General features: G+C 68.7%; 16 protein-coding genes and 1 tRNA gene. 10 read left to right on the top strand and 7 right to left on the bottom strand.

The annotated features are described in order from the left end of the window. The first annotated feature begins 147 nt into the window (after positions 1 to 147). Positions 148 to 1,347 carry a winged helix-turn-helix domain-containing protein gene (locus tag GVY64_RS35445; RefSeq protein WP_159850864.1) on the top strand — a complete coding sequence of 400 codons (1,200 nt, stop codon included), beginning with the start codon at positions 148 to 150 and terminating at the stop codon, positions 1,345 to 1,347. 10 nt (positions 1,348 to 1,357) lie between these two features. Here GVY64_RS35445 and GVY64_RS35440 read toward each other — a convergent pair whose 3' ends face one another. Then, complete coding sequence (locus GVY64_RS35440; protein WP_159850862.1) at positions 1,358 to 1,801, bottom strand: hypothetical protein; 444 nt, start codon at positions 1,799 to 1,801, stop codon at positions 1,358 to 1,360. Between the two features lie 148 nt (positions 1,802 to 1,949). On the opposite strand from GVY64_RS35440, the gene dapA reads away from it, so the two are divergent. Both dapA and GVY64_RS35430 read left to right on the top strand, forming a co-directional pair. Further along, on the top strand, positions 1,950 to 2,858 hold the full coding sequence (gene dapA, locus GVY64_RS35435; RefSeq protein WP_159850860.1) for a 4-hydroxy-tetrahydrodipicolinate synthase: 909 nt from the start codon (positions 1,950 to 1,952) through the stop codon (positions 2,856 to 2,858). Positions 2,859 to 3,043: 185 nt separating this feature from the next. Next, a complete protein-coding gene (locus GVY64_RS35430) occupies positions 3,044 to 4,843 on the top strand; it encodes a ribonuclease J (protein ID WP_442939682.1) in 1,800 nt (599 codons plus the stop codon). Positions 4,844 to 4,906: 63 nt separating this feature from the next. On the opposite strand, the gene GVY64_RS35425 is transcribed toward GVY64_RS35430, so the two are convergent. Together GVY64_RS35425 and GVY64_RS35420 are read right to left on the bottom strand one after the other, a co-directional pair. Continuing rightward, a complete protein-coding gene (locus GVY64_RS35425; RefSeq protein WP_159850856.1) occupies positions 4,907 to 5,464 on the bottom strand; it encodes a hypothetical protein in 558 nt (185 codons plus the stop codon). A 29-nt stretch (positions 5,465 to 5,493) separates the two neighbouring features. Beyond that, positions 5,494 to 5,874 carry a DUF4189 domain-containing protein gene (locus GVY64_RS35420; RefSeq protein ID WP_159850854.1) on the bottom strand — a complete coding sequence of 127 codons (381 nt, stop codon included), beginning with the start codon at positions 5,872 to 5,874 and terminating at the stop codon, positions 5,494 to 5,496. Positions 5,875 to 6,284: 410 nt separating this feature from the next. Here GVY64_RS35420 and GVY64_RS35415 point away from each other — a divergent pair, with 410 nt between their 5' ends. Further along, positions 6,285 to 6,908, top strand: a complete 624-nt coding sequence (locus tag GVY64_RS35415) for a TIGR03085 family metal-binding protein (RefSeq protein WP_159850852.1) — start codon at positions 6,285 to 6,287, stop codon at positions 6,906 to 6,908. 103 nt (positions 6,909 to 7,011) lie between these two features. Here GVY64_RS35415 and GVY64_RS38420 read toward each other — a convergent pair whose 3' ends face one another. Continuing rightward, positions 7,012 to 7,224, bottom strand: a complete 213-nt coding sequence (locus GVY64_RS38420; RefSeq protein WP_236567511.1) for a hypothetical protein — start codon at positions 7,222 to 7,224, stop codon at positions 7,012 to 7,014. Between the two features lie 25 nt (positions 7,225 to 7,249). On the opposite strand from GVY64_RS38420, the gene GVY64_RS35410 reads away from it, so the two are divergent. Further along, positions 7,250 to 9,616, top strand: coding sequence for a DNA translocase FtsK (locus GVY64_RS35410; protein WP_236567510.1), 2,367 nt, complete (start codon positions 7,250 to 7,252; stop codon positions 9,614 to 9,616). 6 nt (positions 9,617 to 9,622) lie between these two features. On the opposite strand, the gene GVY64_RS35405 is transcribed toward GVY64_RS35410, so the two are convergent. Continuing rightward, a tRNA-Leu gene (locus GVY64_RS35405) sits at positions 9,623 to 9,699 on the bottom strand. Between the two features lie 574 nt (positions 9,700 to 10,273). Here GVY64_RS35405 and GVY64_RS35400 point away from each other — a divergent pair. After that, entirely contained in the window at positions 10,274 to 11,254 is a 981-nt protein-coding gene (locus tag GVY64_RS35400) for a TerC family protein (protein WP_159850848.1), read from the top strand. 4 nt (positions 11,255 to 11,258) lie between these two features. Here GVY64_RS35400 and GVY64_RS35395 read toward each other — a convergent pair whose 3' ends face one another. Both GVY64_RS35395 and GVY64_RS35390 read right to left on the bottom strand, forming a co-directional pair. Then, positions 11,259 to 11,543, bottom strand: coding sequence for a YciI family protein (locus GVY64_RS35395; RefSeq protein WP_159850846.1), 285 nt, complete (start codon positions 11,541 to 11,543; stop codon positions 11,259 to 11,261). Between the two features lie 25 nt (positions 11,544 to 11,568). Continuing rightward, positions 11,569 to 12,135 carry an amino-acid N-acetyltransferase gene (locus GVY64_RS35390; RefSeq protein ID WP_159850843.1) on the bottom strand — a complete coding sequence of 189 codons (567 nt, stop codon included), beginning with the start codon at positions 12,133 to 12,135 and terminating at the stop codon, positions 11,569 to 11,571. Between the two features lie 216 nt (positions 12,136 to 12,351). On the opposite strand from GVY64_RS35390, the gene pgsA reads away from it, so the two are divergent. From pgsA to pspA, 4 genes are all read left to right on the top strand, one after another. Next, entirely contained in the window at positions 12,352 to 13,011 is a 660-nt protein-coding gene (pgsA, locus tag GVY64_RS35385; RefSeq protein WP_159850841.1) for a CDP-diacylglycerol--glycerol-3-phosphate 3-phosphatidyltransferase, read from the top strand. Further along, entirely contained in the window at positions 13,008 to 13,535 is a 528-nt protein-coding gene (locus GVY64_RS35380) for a CinA family protein (protein ID WP_159850839.1), read from the top strand. The genes pgsA and GVY64_RS35380 overlap by 4 nt, the downstream gene beginning before the upstream one ends. Positions 13,536 to 13,647: 112 nt before the next feature. Then, positions 13,648 to 14,094, top strand: a complete 447-nt coding sequence (locus tag GVY64_RS35375) for a helix-turn-helix domain-containing protein (RefSeq protein ID WP_159850837.1) — start codon at positions 13,648 to 13,650, stop codon at positions 14,092 to 14,094. Positions 14,095 to 14,293: 199 nt separating this feature from the next. After that, positions 14,294 to 15,106, top strand: a complete 813-nt coding sequence (gene pspA / locus GVY64_RS35370) for a phage shock protein PspA (protein WP_159850835.1) — start codon at positions 14,294 to 14,296, stop codon at positions 15,104 to 15,106. The last annotated feature ends 149 nt before the right edge of the window (positions 15,107 to 15,255 follow it).

The following is a 15,255-nucleotide window of genomic DNA, read 5'->3' as shown; positions in this document are numbered from 1 at the left end:
TGTCCGCCCGACCAGCGCGCGCGGCCCTGACCGCCGGTCAGACCAAGTGATGGTCAACCCAGCAGGGCGACAGTCGGTGGGAGAGACACGACGATCAGAACCACTTCCCATCATCAGTGTCGGTGGGTCGTGGCATCGTTGCCTGCTATGCGGAAGATGGGTGCCGCGGCGGCACGGCGAACGGCTTTGGCGGCGCAGGGTTTCGGGGTGCGCAGGCCCGGCCGCGCGACGCGGCGGACGGTGCTCGGTGTGCTGGACCGGACCCAGCTGCTGCAACTGGATTCGGTGTCGGCGGTGGTGCGAGCGCACTACGCGCCGGTGTTCAGCCGCATCGGGTCCTACGATCGCACGCTGCTGGATCAGGCCGCCTGGAACAACGGCGCGCGGCGCCCGCGCGCGCTCGTCGAGTACTGGGCGCACGAGGCCGCGCTCATCCCGGTGGAGGACTGGCCGCTGCTGCGCTGGCGGATGCGGCGGTACGAGCACGGGCGCTGGTCGGGCATGCGCAAGGTGGTCGAGCGCAATCCGACCCTGGGCAAGGACATCCTGGATGTGATCACGTCGGTGGGCGCGGCCACCGCCGGTGAAGTAGAGCGTCATTTGGAGCTGGACAAGCCGCGGCCGAAGGGCTCCTGGTGGAACCTCAGCGATACGAAGATGATCTGCGAGCAGCTCTTCGCGGCGGGCGCGCTGTCGGTGGCCACACGCGTGGGATTCACCAGGCACTACGACCTGACCGAGCGGGTGCTGCCCGCGGAGGTGCTGTCTCGCGACGTCGCCGAACCGGACGCCGTCCGTGAGCTGGTGCTGCGCGCCGCCACCGCGCACGGCATCGGCACCGAAGCCGATCTGCGCGACTACTACCGGCTGCAGCGCGCCCAGACCGAACCGGCCATCGCCGATCTGGTGGACGCCGGAGAGTTGATCCCGGTGCAGGTGGCGGGCTGGGAGAAACCGGCCTATCTGCGGGCGGGCGCCCCGACGCCGCGCCGCGTCGAAGGCGCCGCGTTGCTGTGCCCGTTCGACCCGCTCATCTTCTTCCGCGCCCGCACGGAGCGCATCTTCGACTTCCACTACCGCATCGAGATCTACACCCCTGAGCACAAACGGGTGCACGGCTATTACGTCTTCCCGTTCCTGCTCGACGGTGAACTGGTCGGCCGTGTCGATCTGCGCGCCGAGCGCGCGAACGGCCGGTTGTGGGTCCCCGCCGCGTTCGCCGAACCCGGATACGACACTCCGGCCACCGCGCACGCCCTCGCCGGCGCGCTGCGCGAGATGGCCGATTGGCTCGAACTGGACGAGGTCTGCATCGGCGATCGCGGCAATCTCGCCGCGTTGCTGTAGCGCTAGTGGGTCAGCTGTCGCGTTTGGGCCCGTACCCGCGCATCTGGTCGCGCAAAGCCCCGTGGACGGCGCTGGACAGCCACGAGTTCAGGGACTGACCGCTCTGTGCGGCAGCCTCTTCCGCGCGCGCCTTCATCTGCTCCACCAGTCGCAGCGTGACCCTGCTGATGTCTCCGGTCATCTCCTCGAAAGTGGGCTGCTCCTCGCCCACCGTGCTCTTGCGCACATCGATGGACGCGTCGGTGCCGTCGACCGACACGTGCACCGTTCGGTCGCCGAGTGCGGCGCTGACCTCGGCGGCGAGGTCCGACAGCGCGGCGAGCAGCACCAGGCGGGCAGGCCCTTCCGTCGCCGCGGCCAGTGCGGCCGCCGTGGCCTGCGTCTTCTCGTCACCGAGTGCCGCGGCGGCGATCAGGTTGTCCCGCAGCTGACTGGTGTATTTGTTCAAATCCATGACGCCAGTGTGACATCATTTCTGATGTCGGGAAAGCGGCAATATGACATCATCACCCCGTCGGCGATATGGATTCGCGTCTTTGTTGCGGCCTGATCGCCGACGACGGTGTCGAGGGCGTGTCTTGGACCGGGTAGCCTTTCTGACCATGAAGAACGGTGAATCGACGCCAACGGAGCTGCGTGCGTCCGGCACGGTAGGTGTCGCGATGGTGACCCCCTTCAGCGCCGACGGCAAGCTCGACGTCGATGCCGGGGTCGCGCTCGCGGCCCGCCTGGTCGACCGTGGCGTCGACCTGCTCGCGATCTCGGGAACCACCGGTGAATCGCCGACTACCACCGAGTCGGAGAAGGCCGATCTGCTGCGCGCCGTCGTCGACGCCGTCGGTAAGCGCGCGACCGTGATCGCGGGCGCGGGCACCTACGACACCGCGCATTCGATCGAACTCGCGCGCAATGCGCAGCGAGCGGGTGCACACGGTTTGCTCGTGGTGACGCCGTACTACTCCCGGCCCTCCCAGGAGGGGCTGATCGCGCATTTCACCGCCGTCGCGGACGCCACCGACCTGCCCGTCACCTTGTACGACATTCCTGGGCGTTCTGTGGTGCCGATCGCCAGCGACACCATCCGCAAGCTCGCCGAGCACCCGCGCATCGTCGCGGTCAAGGACGCCAAGGGCGATCTGAACATGGGCGCCGAACTGATCGCGAGCACCGGCCTGACGTTCTACTCCGGCGACGACGCGCTCAACCTGCCCTGGCTGTCGGTCGGCGCGGCCGGATTCATCAGCGTCATCGGACATCTCGTGCCCGAACGACTGCGCGCGCTGCTGGAGGCGTACACGGCGGGGGAGGTGGTGCGCGCCCGCGAGATCAACACCACGCTGCTGCCGCTGCACGCCGCGATGGCCCGGCTCGGCGGCGTCGCGATGAGCAAGGGTGGCCTGCGGCTGCTGGGCGTCGAGGTCGGCGAGCCGCGGCTGCCGCAACTGATGCCGACCGGTGAGCAACTGGAAGTGCTCGCCGCAGACCTGCGAGCGGTCGGAGTGCTGTCGTGAGCGAACCGCTATCCCGCCGCCGCCGCAGCGCGTCCCGCCCCGCGGGAGCGCCGGCTCCCACCACTCCGGCGGAGCAGGTGACGCCGTCCCCCGCGTCAGCGGAGACCGTCGCACGGCCAGAACCGGCTCTGGACGAGAGAACTGCTGAAGCTTCTCCCGCGGTCACGACCGAGGATCCCGCGCCCGTGCGGGCGCGCCGGGAAGGAAAGGGCCAGAACGCGGCGTCCCGGCGAGGGGGCCGGGGACGCGGGCAGTCCGGCGCCCGGCGGGTCGAAGAGCCTCCGGCACAGGCGGCCCCGGTCGCCGCGCACGATCGGCTCGGCGCTCCGCCGCCACTGCCCCAGAACGGCCTGCGCGTATTCGCGCTCGGCGGTATCGGCGAAATCGGCCGGAACATGACGGTTTTCGAGTACGGCGGCAAGCTGCTGATCGTCGACTGCGGCGTGCTGTTCCCGGAGGACCAGCAGCCCGGCGTCGACCTGATCCTGCCGGACTTCCGCCCCATCGAGGACCGGATCGACGACGTGGTGGCCGTCGTGCTCACCCACGGCCACGAGGACCACATCGGCGCGGTGCCGTTCCTGCTGCGGTTGCGGCCCGATATCCCGGTCGTCGGATCGAGGTTCACCCTCGCGCTGGTCGCCGCGAAGTGCCGGGAACACCGCCTGCACCCGAAACTCGTCGAAGTGACCGAGGGACAGCACACCACCCACGGCCCGTTCGGTTGCGAGTACTTCGCGGTCAACCATTCCATTCCCGACGCGCTCGCCGTCGCCATCCGCACGCCGGCGGGCGTCGCTCTGCACACCGGTGACATCAAGCTCGACCAGCTCCCACTGGACGGGCGGCTCACCGACCTGGCCGGATTCTCCCGGCTCGGGGACGAGGGCGTCGATCTGTTCCTGGTGGACTCCACCAACGCCGAGGTCCCCGGCTTCGTCACGCCGGAACGTGAGATCGGCGGCGTGCTGGACACGGTCATCGGCAAGGCGAACGGCCGGGTCATCGTGGCGTCCTTCGCCAGTCATGTGCACCGCATCCAGCAGGTCGTCGATGTCGCCCAGAAGTACGGCCGCCGTGTGTGTTTCGTCGGACGCTCGATGGTCCGCAATATGCAGATCGCCCAAGACCTGGGCTATCTCACCGTGCCGGAAGGCGTCGTCGTCGACCTCGACGTCGCCGCCACGCTGCCCAGCCACCGCCTGGTCCTGATCTCCACGGGTTCGCAGGGTGAGCCGCTGTCGGCGCTGTCGCGGATGGCGCGCGGCGACCACCGGCAGATCAACATCCGCCCCGACGACCTCGTCGTGCTGGCCTCCTCGCTGATCCCCGGCAACGAGAACTCGGTGTTCGCGGTGGTCAACGGCCTGGCCCGGCTCGGGGCCACGGTGATCACCCAGCAGAACGCCAAGGTGCACGTCTCCGGGCACGCCTCGGCGGGAGAATTGCTCTACCTGTACAACGCGGTGCGGCCGACCAATGCGATGCCGGTGCACGGCGAATGGCGCCATCTGCGCGCGAACGCGGCGCTGGCGGTGGCGACCGGCGTGCCGGAGGAGCGAGTGGTGCTCGCCGAGGACGGCGTGGTGGTCGACTTGGTCGACGGCATCGCTTCGATCGTCGGGCGGGTGCCGGTGGGCCACGTGTACGTCGACGGGCTGTCGGTCGGCGATGTCGGGGAGTCGACGCTGTCGGACCGGCTGGTGCTCGGCGAGGGCGGTTTCATCGCGATCACCGTCGCCATCGACGAGACCACCGGCAAGGCTGTGAGCACCCCGGAACTGAGCGGGCGCGGCTTCTCCGACGATCCCACCGCACTGCTCGACGCGGCGGAACTGGTGGAAGCCGAACTGTTGCGCCTGGCGGGCGAAGGCGTCACCGACACCCACCGGATCGCGCAGGGTGTGCGCCGCGTGGTGGGTCGATGGGTGGCCGACACCTATCGGCGTCGTCCGATGATCGTGCCGACCGTCATCGGCGTCTGACCATCCAGCCGACGAAAAGCGCCGGGCAGCTCAGCTGCCCGGCGCTTTCCACGCGGTAGCGGGTTACTCCTGGCAGGCCGCGGACTCGATCTTCGCGCTCTTGACGATGTTGCAGGCGAAGGTGTGGTCGACCTTCCACTGGCCGCCCTCGGACACGAACTGGATGAACGCGTCGTCCACCGGGGTGCCGTCGATGGTGACCTTGGCGTCGGCCTTGAGTTTGCCGTCCTTCGGGTCGCCCACGTTGGTGACCTCGACGGTGACCTTCTGCTTCTTCGCGGCGTCGACGAGGTTGGCGACCAGGTAGGGATCCTGCTCGGCGGCCTGGATCCAGCTGATCTTCTCCGTGTTCGGCACGTTCGGATCGAACGCCTTCTGCAGCCGCTCGTTCAGCTGCTGTACGGAGGGCTTGGCCAGGGCGGGCGAGGACGGTGTGGTCGGCGCCGAGCCGGCCTCCTTGTCGCCCTTGTCCGAGCCGCCCTCCAGCTCACCCGCCGCGTGGCTGGGATTGGCGCTGGTGCTCGGAGACGAGGAGTCGTCGTTGGAGGCGCAGGCGCTCAGCGAGCAGGCCAGTGCGGTGAGGACGACGGCCACGGTGGTCCGGAAAGTGCGGTGCTTCACGTTGTTTCCTTCGACTCGAAGTCCGGGCATCAGCCGTGGTTGGACGTGCAGTTCCAGTGCACGATGTAGGCATCGGAATCGTTGTGCGCCAGCGCCTGGCCCTGCGCGCTGCGCCGCGACGAGGCATACCCCCAGCTCCAGGTGCCCGTGCCGCTGGAGTACGCCACGGCGCCGCAGCCGTTGCGGAACCAGACGACCGACTGGCAATCCGCTGCGCCGCAGGAGCTGATGGCGCGCTGCTGTGCGGCAGACGAGTTCGGGTAGTCGTAGGAATACCCGATCAAACCGGTGGAGGTGGACAGCGCGATCGCGCCGTAGTTGTTGGTGTAGGCGTTCGCGGCGGGCGCGCTGACAGCCAGCGCGGTGCCTGCCGCCGCGAGCGCGGCCACACCGGTAGCAAACTTCTTCACGAGGATTTGCCCCTTCTTGTCATATGGCCCACGACCCGATGGACCGAGTGACAAGGTACAGAGCCGACCTTCATTACGCTAGCCGGAGATTTCCCGGCAGGGGGAGACGCGAACACCGTGATAGGAACGCGCGTTGTCGGTGTAGAGCCCAGTGTGGCCCACGGCCGCGCCTCCCGCAACCGGGGCGCAGGGGTTGCTGCCGCCCATATCAGCGGTGAATCTCGGTGACGCGCAACGCATTGCGTGTGGCTCGGCGAGCAGCCGTATCACGGCACGTCCTCGGCTGTCGTGGCCGGCCTCGTGTCGCCGGAGAACGCCTCTACGTGGACCCGGCGTAGTGCTGCGATTGTGGTGACCGCAGGGCGTCGTGCCGCACGGCGTCGACGCCTGGCGGTCGGTATGTTCGGGGGGTGACTATGGCACAGCGGGAACGCCGCGAGCTCGTGGATGCGATGGAGGCGGCGGGTCCGGACGCGCGCACGCTCTGCGGTGCGTGGACGGTGCGGGACTTGGCCGCTCACTTGGTGGTTCGCGAACGGCGGCCCGATGCCGCGCCGGGCATCCTGCTGAAGCCGTTCGCGGGGTATCTCGAGCGGGTGCAAGCGAAGGCGGCGCGCAAGCCCTTCCCCGAACTGCTGGAACAGGTGCGGACCGGTCCGCCGTGGTGGTCGCCGCTGCGTCCGGTGGACGCGGTGGTCAATCTGTCGGAGATGTTCGTCCATCACGAGGACGTGCGCCGCGCCGAGCCCGGTTGGCAGCCACGCGAACTGACCGCCGCCGACGAGGACCAGCTGTGGTCGGTCCTGCGCAAGATGGCCGGGATGGCCTACCGCAAGGCGCCGGTCACCGTCGAACTCGCGACGCCGGACGGCAGGCGCACGGTGGTGCGGTCCGCGTCCGAGGAGGTCGTCACGCTGACCGGAAAGCCATCGGAACTGGTGCTGCACGCCTTCGGCCGGGACGAAGTCCGGCTGGAGACCGCCGGATCCCCGGAGGCCGTCCGAGCGGTACTCGAAGCGGACCGTTCGGTCTGATAATCGCCCGTCGTCCCCGGTCGCAGCGGCCGACGGGCGACCAAAAGCCGCTAGAGGCGCGACGGTGCCAGTGTTGCGGATGGTCCGGATGGGGCGATTGCGGCTAGCCTGGGGCCATGGCAGGTAAGTCCCGCAGCACCACGACGACTCGGGCGCGGGCGGGATCGGCGCGGGGGAGGACCACCACGGCGCGGTCTCGCGCGGCTACGCCCCGCACGGCGGCGCCCAGAACGACCGCCACCCCCCGCAGGCGCGGCGCCCCGGCCCGGCGTCCGGCGCGCCGTCCGTCGAACACGGCTCCGCTCGCGGTCGTCACACGCGGTATCGGTAGCGGCTGGACCATGCTGGCCCGCGGACTCGGCGCGACCACTCGGACGTTGAGCCGGGCAGGCGAGATCGAGCACGGGCATCGGCGCGACGGCATCGCGCTGGCGCTGATCGCGCTGAGCGCCGTGATCGCGGCGGCGGTCTGGTTGTCGGCAGGCGGGCCGGTCGGCCACTGGGTGGAGGACGTGATCCGCGCGATCTCCGGATCGGCGTCCGCGGCACTGCCGTTCGTCGCCTCCGGGATCGCCGTCGTCCTGATGCGGACCGAACCGCGCCCCGAGATCCGGCCGCGGCTGGTGCTCGGCGGCCTGCTGATCGGCTTGCCGATCCTCGGACTGTGGCACGTCGCCGCGGGCACCCCCACCGACGCGCACGGACGGTCCCGTGCGGCCGGTTTCGTCGGCTTCGTGACCGGCGGGCCGCTGACCAACGGCCTCACCGCCTGGCTCTCGGTCCCGATCCTGCTGTTGGCCATCGTCTTCGGCGCGCTGCTGGTGACCGGGACGACGGTGCGCGAGGTGCCTGCCAAGCTGCGGCGCTACCTCGGCGCCGAGACCGGTGGCGACGACTACGGCGAATTCGACGGCGATTACCGGGACTACGATCCGGCCGACTACGACGCCGACGGCTTCCCGGTGCACCGCGCCACCGCCAAGCGGCGCGGCCGCACGCCCGCCGAGAACTACCCGCCCGACGAATTCGGCGACCCCGACGCGGTCACCGAAGCGCTCGGTGAACCGCCGCTGCGCGACGCCAAGCAGATCGCGGTCGAAGAACCCGCGCCGAAACCGAAGCCGAAGAAGCAGCGTCCCGCCGCGGTGGTGGAGGATCAGACGCCACCGCCGCCGCAGCAGCTGGAGTTCGTCAACGATCGCGAGGTCGAAGGCGATTACACCCTGCCGCCGTTGTCGCTGCTGACCGACGGGGATCCGCCCAAGAAACGCAGCGCCGCCAACGAATCGATGATCGAGGCGATCACCGAGGTACTGGTGCAGTTCAAGATCGACGCCGCGGTGACCGGCTTCGTGCGCGGCCCGACGGTCACGCGCTACGAGGTCGAACTCGGGCCCGGCGTGAAGGTCGAGAAGATCACCGCGCTGGCCCGCAACATCGCCTACGCCGTCGCGACGGAGAACGTCCGGCTGCTCGCGCCGATCCCCGGCAAGTCCGCCGTCGGCATCGAGGTGCCCAACGCCGACCGAGAGCTGGTCCGGCTGGCCGACGTGCTCAAGGCGCCCAGTACCCGCACCGACCACCATCCGCTGGTGATCGGCCTCGGCAAGAACATCGAGGGCGAGTTCGTCTCGGCGAATCTGGCCAAGATGCCGCACCTGCTCGTCGCGGGGTCCACCGGTTCGGGTAAGTCCAGCTTCGTGAACTCGATGCTGGTGTCCTTGCTGCAACGAGCGACGCCGGACGAGGTTCGGATGATCCTCATCGACCCGAAGATGGTGGAACTCACCCCTTACGAAGGCATTCCGCACCTGATCACGCCCATCATCACCCAGCCGAAGAAGGCCGCGGCCGCGCTGGCCTGGCTGGTCGAGGAGATGGAGCAGCGTTACCAGGACATGCAGGCCAACAAGGTGCGCCACATCGACGACTTCAACAAGAAGGTGAAGTCGGGCGCGATCACGGCGCCGCTGGGCAGCGAACGGGTGTACCGGCCCTACCCGTACATCCTGGCCATCGTCGACGAGCTGGCCGATCTGATGATGACCGCTCCGCGCGACGTCGAAGACGCCATCGTCCGCATCACCCAGAAGGCCCGTGCGGCCGGGATCCATCTCGTGCTGGCCACGCAGCGGCCGTCGGTGGATGTGGTGACCGGTCTGATCAAGACCAACGTGCCCTCCCGCCTGGCCTTCGCGACCTCGTCGCTGACCGACTCCCGCGTCATCCTCGACCAGCCCGGCGCGGAGAAGCTGATCGGCATGGGCGACGGCTTGTTCCTGCCGATGGGGGCGGGCAAGCCGACCCGGTTACAGGGCGCGTTCATCAGCGACGAGGAGATCCACGCCGTCGTCGACTTCACCAAGAACCAGGCCGAGCCGGAATACCAAGAGGGCGTGACCGCGGCGAAGCCGGGCGAGAAGAAGGACGTCGATCCCGACATCGGCGACGATCTGGACGTCTTCCTGCAGGCGGTGGAACTCGTGGTCACCTCGCAGTTCGGCTCCACGTCCATGCTGCAGCGCAAGCTGCGCGTCGGCTTCGCCAAGGCGGGACGACTGATGGACCTCATGGAGACCCGCGGCGTGGTGGGCCCGAGCGAGGGCTCCAAGGCGCGCGATGTGCTGGTGAAACCAGATGAGCTGGAAGGACTGCTGTGGTCCATCCGTGGTGGCGGTGAGGACGGCGGCTCGGACCCGAAGGAGTGATCCGGCTGGTTCCCTCGGCGAGATTCGAACTCGCATCTCCCGGAATCTAGGTCCGGCGCCTCTACCGATTGGGCTACGAGGGATCGGTCGGGTTTCGACCGCACGAAAAAGGGGTCACTCCCGGCGGTTCGCCGCGGAGTGACCCCTTTATAGGTCTGTGAAAGACACGATCTAGGGGCGGCTCCGCGCGCTCATCCACCACGAGATGAACGAGAGCGATAGCACGGCGTGGGTGCGCGGATGCCGGGCATCGCTCGGCAACTCTTGCCGTAGCGTTCCGGTCATCGTCTCGCCTTCCTGTGATCTGATCTTCGTCGACTCAGAAGGTAGCACCGGATACGGTGCCGGGAGCCGTTTTTCCTCGCCGACGACCCTACCCGGTCGGGTTCTTCCGTGCCGAAGGGTATAGCTCGACGGAAGCCGATTCGAGTACCGGGTCGGTCGCCACTCGCCGTCCCGTCCCGCCCGTCGGGAGGCCGGGCGGCGCGTTGGCGCGGTCGAGCGTGGCGGTGATCGTCGCCACGAACGACGACTGTGGCACGAACGGCGGGGTGAACGCATGTGGAATTATGGTCGGCAATCACCCCGCTATCGAATGACAACGGACAAATCGGGCATTATGGACATCATGATCTTCGCTCTCGATCGGCACACCGCATGCACGTAACCGCACTCGAATGGGTGATCACCGTCGTGGTTATCCTCGGATTGTTCGTCTTCGACTTCTTCGCCCACGTCCGCACCCCGCACGAACCGACGTTCCGGGAATCCGGTTTCTGGTCCGCGGTCTACATCGGGCTCGCGCTGCTGTTCGGCGGCGTGGTCGCCTGGCAGTGGGGTTCGACCTACGCCGGGGAGTACTACGCGGGCTTCGTCACCGAGAAGGCGCTCTCGGTGGACAACCTGTTCGTGTTCCTGATCATCATGTCCACCTTCGCGGTGCCACGGATCTACCAGCAGAAGGTGCTGCTGATCGGCATCGTGCTCGCCCTGGTCATGCGCGGTGCGTTCATCGCCGTCGGCGCGGCGGCGATCAGCGCGTTCAGCTGGGTGTTCTATCTGTTCGGTCTCTTCCTCGTCTACACCGCCGTCAAGTTGCTGCGCGAGAGCGGCCACGAGGTCGAGGTCGAGGAGAAACGAGACAGCCGGATCGTCGCGTTGGCCAAACGGGTGCTGCCGACCACCGACGAATACGACGGCGACAAGCTGGTGACCAGGGTCGATGGGCGCCGGGCGGTCACGCCGCTGTTGCTGGCGCTGCTGGCCATCGGATTCGCCGACCTGCTCTTCGCCCTGGACTCGATCCCGGCCATCTACGGCCTGACCGAGCAGCCGTACCTCGTGTTCACCGCCAACGCGTTCGCGCTCATGGGTTTGCGACAGCTGTACTTCCTGATCGGCGGACTGCTCGACCGGCTGGTGTACCTGTCCTACGGGCTCGCCGCGATCCTCGCGTTCATCGGCGTGAAGCTGGTGCTGCACGCCCTGCACGAGAACACGCTGCCCTTCGTCAACGGCGGCGAGCACGTCGCGGTCCCGGAGATCTCCACGCCCGTTTCGCTGGGCGTGATCCTCGGCATCCTGGTCGTCGCGACGGTCGCCAGCCTGCTCCGCACGCGCGTGCGAGCGGACCGGTAGCCGGTCAGGACGCGAAGGCGCCGAAGACCGGCGCCCACTCCACGGCGCGCACGTCGTCGATCAGGTTCTCCCGTGCGAACGGGTCCTGGGCGAGCAGGTCCTTCAATTGCCCCGCGTCCTGCGAGCGGAAGATCAGCAGCGCTCCGGACCCGTCCGGGTACGGGCCGCTGCTGAGCAGGGCGCCGGACTCGAGCAGGCCGGCCAGCCAGCCGCGGTGCTCGGGGCGGTGGACGTCGCGGTCCGCGGCGGTGGCCTGGGAGTAGACGTAGTGGACGGCGAAGATCGGCACGGGTATCGCTTCCTGTGGAACGGACTCAGAGCGTCAGCAGCATTCGAGTGTTGCCGAGGGTGTTGGGCTTCACATAGCTCAGATCGAGGAACTCGGCCACACCGGTGTCGTAGGACCGGCACATCTCGGCATACACCTCGGCGGTGACCGGCGTGCCGTCGATCTCGACGAAGCCGTGTCTGCCGAAGAACTCCACTTCGAAGGTCAGCACGAACACCCGTTCCAGCTCGAGTTCGCGGGCGACCGCGATCAACCGCTGCACGATGAGTTTGCCCACACCGGAGCCCTTGACGTCGGGGTGCACCGCGACCGTGCGCACTTCCCCGAGGTCGGCCCACAGCACGTGCAGCGCGCCGCAGCCGACGACCCGGCCGTCCACCTCCGCGACCCAGAACTCCTGCACCGCTTCGTAGAGGGTGACCAGGTTCTTCTCCAGCAGGATCCGGCCGGCGTAGGCGTCGACGAGGCGCTTGATCTCGGGCACATCGGAGGTTCGCGCGCGTCGGACAACCGGGAGGGAACTCCGCGCGGCCGAAGCCGCGCCCGGATGCGCGTCGCTGGTCGAACCACCTAGTGGTCCCCGAGAGGTCATGGGGTGCACAGTAGTCGGCTCGGCTACCGATAGTCTGAACGTGTGCCGCAGATCCACTCGTTCAGCTCACCGCATCGCGCCGATCGGCGCGACGCGGTGCCGAGGCGGCCGTGACCGAGCCGATCGCCGGTGAGGCGAAGGCGTGAGCGGTCAGGCCCGGAGGCGGCAGCGGAGCGTGACCACGCAGGGCCCCGCTCATGCCGGAAGGGGCAGAGCATGAGCGTGCAACCCGACGAGGCGGACCGCCCCTGGGTCGCGCCCGCACCGGCCCGGCCCGGCTTCGCGCCCGCGCAGGCCGAGGCAGGGCCGCCGCTGCTGAACATCGCGAATGTGCTGACCATGCTGCGCATCGCGATCGTGCCGTTGTTCGTCGCGGCGTTGTTCGTCGGAGGTGGCCACGAGACCGGCTGGCGGATCGCCGCCGCGGCGCTGTTCGGCCTCGCCGCGATCACCGACCGGTTCGATGGGCAACTGGCTCGCAAATACGGCCTGGTGACCGACTTCGGCAAGCTGGCCGATCCCATCGCGGACAAAGCGCTGATCGGGTCCGCGGTGATCGGGCTGTCCCTGCTCGGTGATCTCGCCTGGTGGATCACCCTGGTGATCTGCGGGCGCGAGATCGGCGTCACACTGCTGCGCCTGCTCGTCGTGCGACGCGGGGTCATCCCCGCCGGGCGTGGCGGCAAGCTCAAGACCCTGGTCCAGTCGCTGGCCATCGCCATGTTGCTGCTGCCGCTGTCGGGCTGGGTCGCGGGTGTCGGCATGTTGCTGATGTACCTGGCGGTCGCGCTGACCGTGGCGACCGGACTGGACTACGTCGGTCAGGCGGCCCGGGTGTGGTTCGCGGGTGGCCCGGGGCGGACACGCGGCGTATGAGCGATCCGCTGGTGGAAGGCGTGCAGGCCATCGATCTGGTCCGTGCGCTGGTGACCGTGCGGCAAACCGTGGCCACCGCCGAATCCCTGACCGCGGGCTTGCTCGCCGCGACCATCGCCGGGGTCCCTGGCGCCAGCGCTGTGCTGCGCGGCGGCCTGGTGGTGTACGCCACCGATCTCAAACACAGCCTCGCCGGCGTGGACGCGGAGGTGCTCGCGACCGAGGGGCCGGTGGCGGCGAGCACCGCCGAGCAGCTGGCCGTGGGCGCGCGCACCCGATGCGGCGCGGACTGGGGCGTGGGTCTGACCGGCGTGGCGGGCCCCGATTCGCAGGACGGGCACCCGGTCGGCACGGTCTTCCTCGGATTGGCCGGTCCCGGGCATACCGAGGTGATGCGGTTGAAACTCCCCGGCGACCGGTGGACGATCAGAATCGGTGCGACGCGCACGGCGGTGTCGGAATTGCTGCGGTGTGTGCGGGAGGCGGGCACGGGCCCGGCCGACCGCGTCGGGTGGAGCGGCTGAGGTGCCCCGGGCGGGAACCAACCGCCCCGGCTCGGACGTTGTGCCAGAAAGAACGGCATGCGTGGGGTCGAGAATCGCCTCGGCCCGGCGACCGGGAGTGAAGGAGAACGAGATGACGCTGCTGCGAGAGGCGATCGGGGACAGTCTGCGGCGTGCGCGTCTCGCCCAGAACCGGACCTTGCGCGAGGTGTCGACCTCGGCGCGGGTGAGCCTGGGCTATCTCTCCGAAGTCGAGCGCGGTCGCAAGGAGGCTTCCAGTGAATTGCTGGCCGCCATCTGCGAAGCGCTGGACGTGCCGCTGTCCCGGGTGCTGTGGGATGTGAGCACGATCATGGCCGGTGCCGACGGGCCGACCGCCGATGCGGCCGCGAGCGACGCCGCGGCCGCGACCGCGGCGTCGGAGCAGACGGCCGCCGAGCCCGCGGCGCAGGACGAACCCGCGGCGGCGACCATGTCGGTGGCCGACGCGGCCGCGCGGCCGCTGCCGCTGGCGGAGGACACCCGGATCGTCATCCCCGCCCCGCGCTCGGACATGTTGGTCCTGGTGAAGGGCGTGTGACGCGCAACGAGACGCGGCCACGGCGGCAACGCTGCGGGCCGGTGCGGAAAGCGGATAGATTCTCCTCTAGGCGTCGGTTGAGCCGGGTTCGCCCGGCTCGGTGCCACATGGTGGAGGATAGGCACATATCGAGTGCGTGACGGTCGCGCACTGGAGTCGCGCCCGAGCGCGGCATGTCAGATGGAGGCGGGATCAATCGATGGCTAATCCGTTCGTCAAGGCCTGGAAATACCTGATGGCCCTCTTCGATGCGAAGATCGAGGAGCACGCGGATCCGAAGGTCCAGATTCAGCAGGCTATCGAGGAAGCCCAGCGGCAGCACCAGGCCCTTTCACAGCAGGCCGCGTCGGTCATCGGCAACCAGCGCCAGCTGGAGATGAAGCTGAACCGGCAGCTGGACGAAGTCGAGAAGCTCAATGCCAACGCGCGCCAAGCTGTCCTGCTGGCCGACCAGGCCACCGCCGCGGGGGACACCGAGAAGGCGATCCAGTACACCAATGCCGCCGAGGCGTTCGCGGCGCAACTGGTCACCGCCGAGCAGTCCGTCGAGGACCTGAAGGTCCTGCACGACCAGTCGCTGCAGGCGGCCGCCCAGGCGAAGAAGGCCGTGGAGCAGAACGCGATGCTGTTGCAGCAGAAGGTCGCCGAGCGCACCAAGCTGCTCAGCCAGCTGGAGCAGGCCAAGATGCAGGAGCAGGTCTCCGCCTCCCTGCAGCAGATGGATTCGACGCTGTCCGCGCCGGGCAGCACGCCGAGCCTGGACGCGGTGCGCGAGAAGATCGAACGCCGCTACGCGAACGCGCTGGGAGCCGCGGAACTCGCGCAGAACTCGGTGCAGGGTCGCATGCTCGAGGTGCAGCAGGCCAGCATCCAGATGGCCGGGCACAGCAAGCTGGAGCAGATTCGCGCGTCCATGCGCGGGGACCAGCTGCCCGCCGGCGGCGCCCAGTCCGCCATCAATCCGGCGCAGGCGCAGCCGCAGATGAACAAGGGGCAGGCCGCGCAGCAGTAGCCGAGGACGGGCGTTCGGCGACACGTGATGCTCCTATTTGTGTCAAGTCATGCTGCGGCGAGCCATGCGCGATAGCGTTGGGCGAGTTCGTAGTCGGGGTAGGTGCCTAGTTCGGTGCGGCAGATTTTGGTGACGTAGGTGCCCATTGC

Source organism: Nocardia sp. CY41 (assembly GCF_009829325.1).
Taxonomy (GTDB): Bacteria; Actinomycetota; Actinomycetes; order Mycobacteriales; family Mycobacteriaceae; genus Nocardia.
This window is presented reverse-complemented; position numbering and strand designations above follow the sequence as displayed.

Coding starts and splice junctions, on each gene's coding strand:
- GVY64_RS35445 (WP_159850864.1), top strand. CDS start 148: ATGCGGAAGATGGGTGCCGCGGCGGCACGGCGAACGGCTTTGGCGGCG.
- GVY64_RS35440 (WP_159850862.1), bottom strand. CDS start 1,801: ATGGATTTGAACAAATACACCAGTCAGCTGCGGGACAACCTGATCGCC.
- dapA (WP_159850860.1), top strand. CDS start 1,950: ATGAAGAACGGTGAATCGACGCCAACGGAGCTGCGTGCGTCCGGCACG.
- GVY64_RS35410 (WP_236567510.1), top strand. CDS start 7,250: ATGCTGGCCCGCGGACTCGGCGCGACCACTCGGACGTTGAGCCGGGCA.
- GVY64_RS35400 (WP_159850848.1), top strand. CDS start 10,274: ATGCACGTAACCGCACTCGAATGGGTGATCACCGTCGTGGTTATCCTC.
- GVY64_RS35390 (WP_159850843.1), bottom strand. CDS start 12,135: ATGACCTCTCGGGGACCACTAGGTGGTTCGACCAGCGACGCGCATCCG.
- pgsA (WP_159850841.1), top strand. CDS start 12,352: ATGAGCGTGCAACCCGACGAGGCGGACCGCCCCTGGGTCGCGCCCGCA.
- GVY64_RS35380 (WP_159850839.1), top strand. CDS start 13,008: ATGAGCGATCCGCTGGTGGAAGGCGTGCAGGCCATCGATCTGGTCCGT.
- GVY64_RS35375 (WP_159850837.1), top strand. CDS start 13,648: ATGACGCTGCTGCGAGAGGCGATCGGGGACAGTCTGCGGCGTGCGCGT.
- pspA (WP_159850835.1), top strand. CDS start 14,294: ATGGCTAATCCGTTCGTCAAGGCCTGGAAATACCTGATGGCCCTCTTC.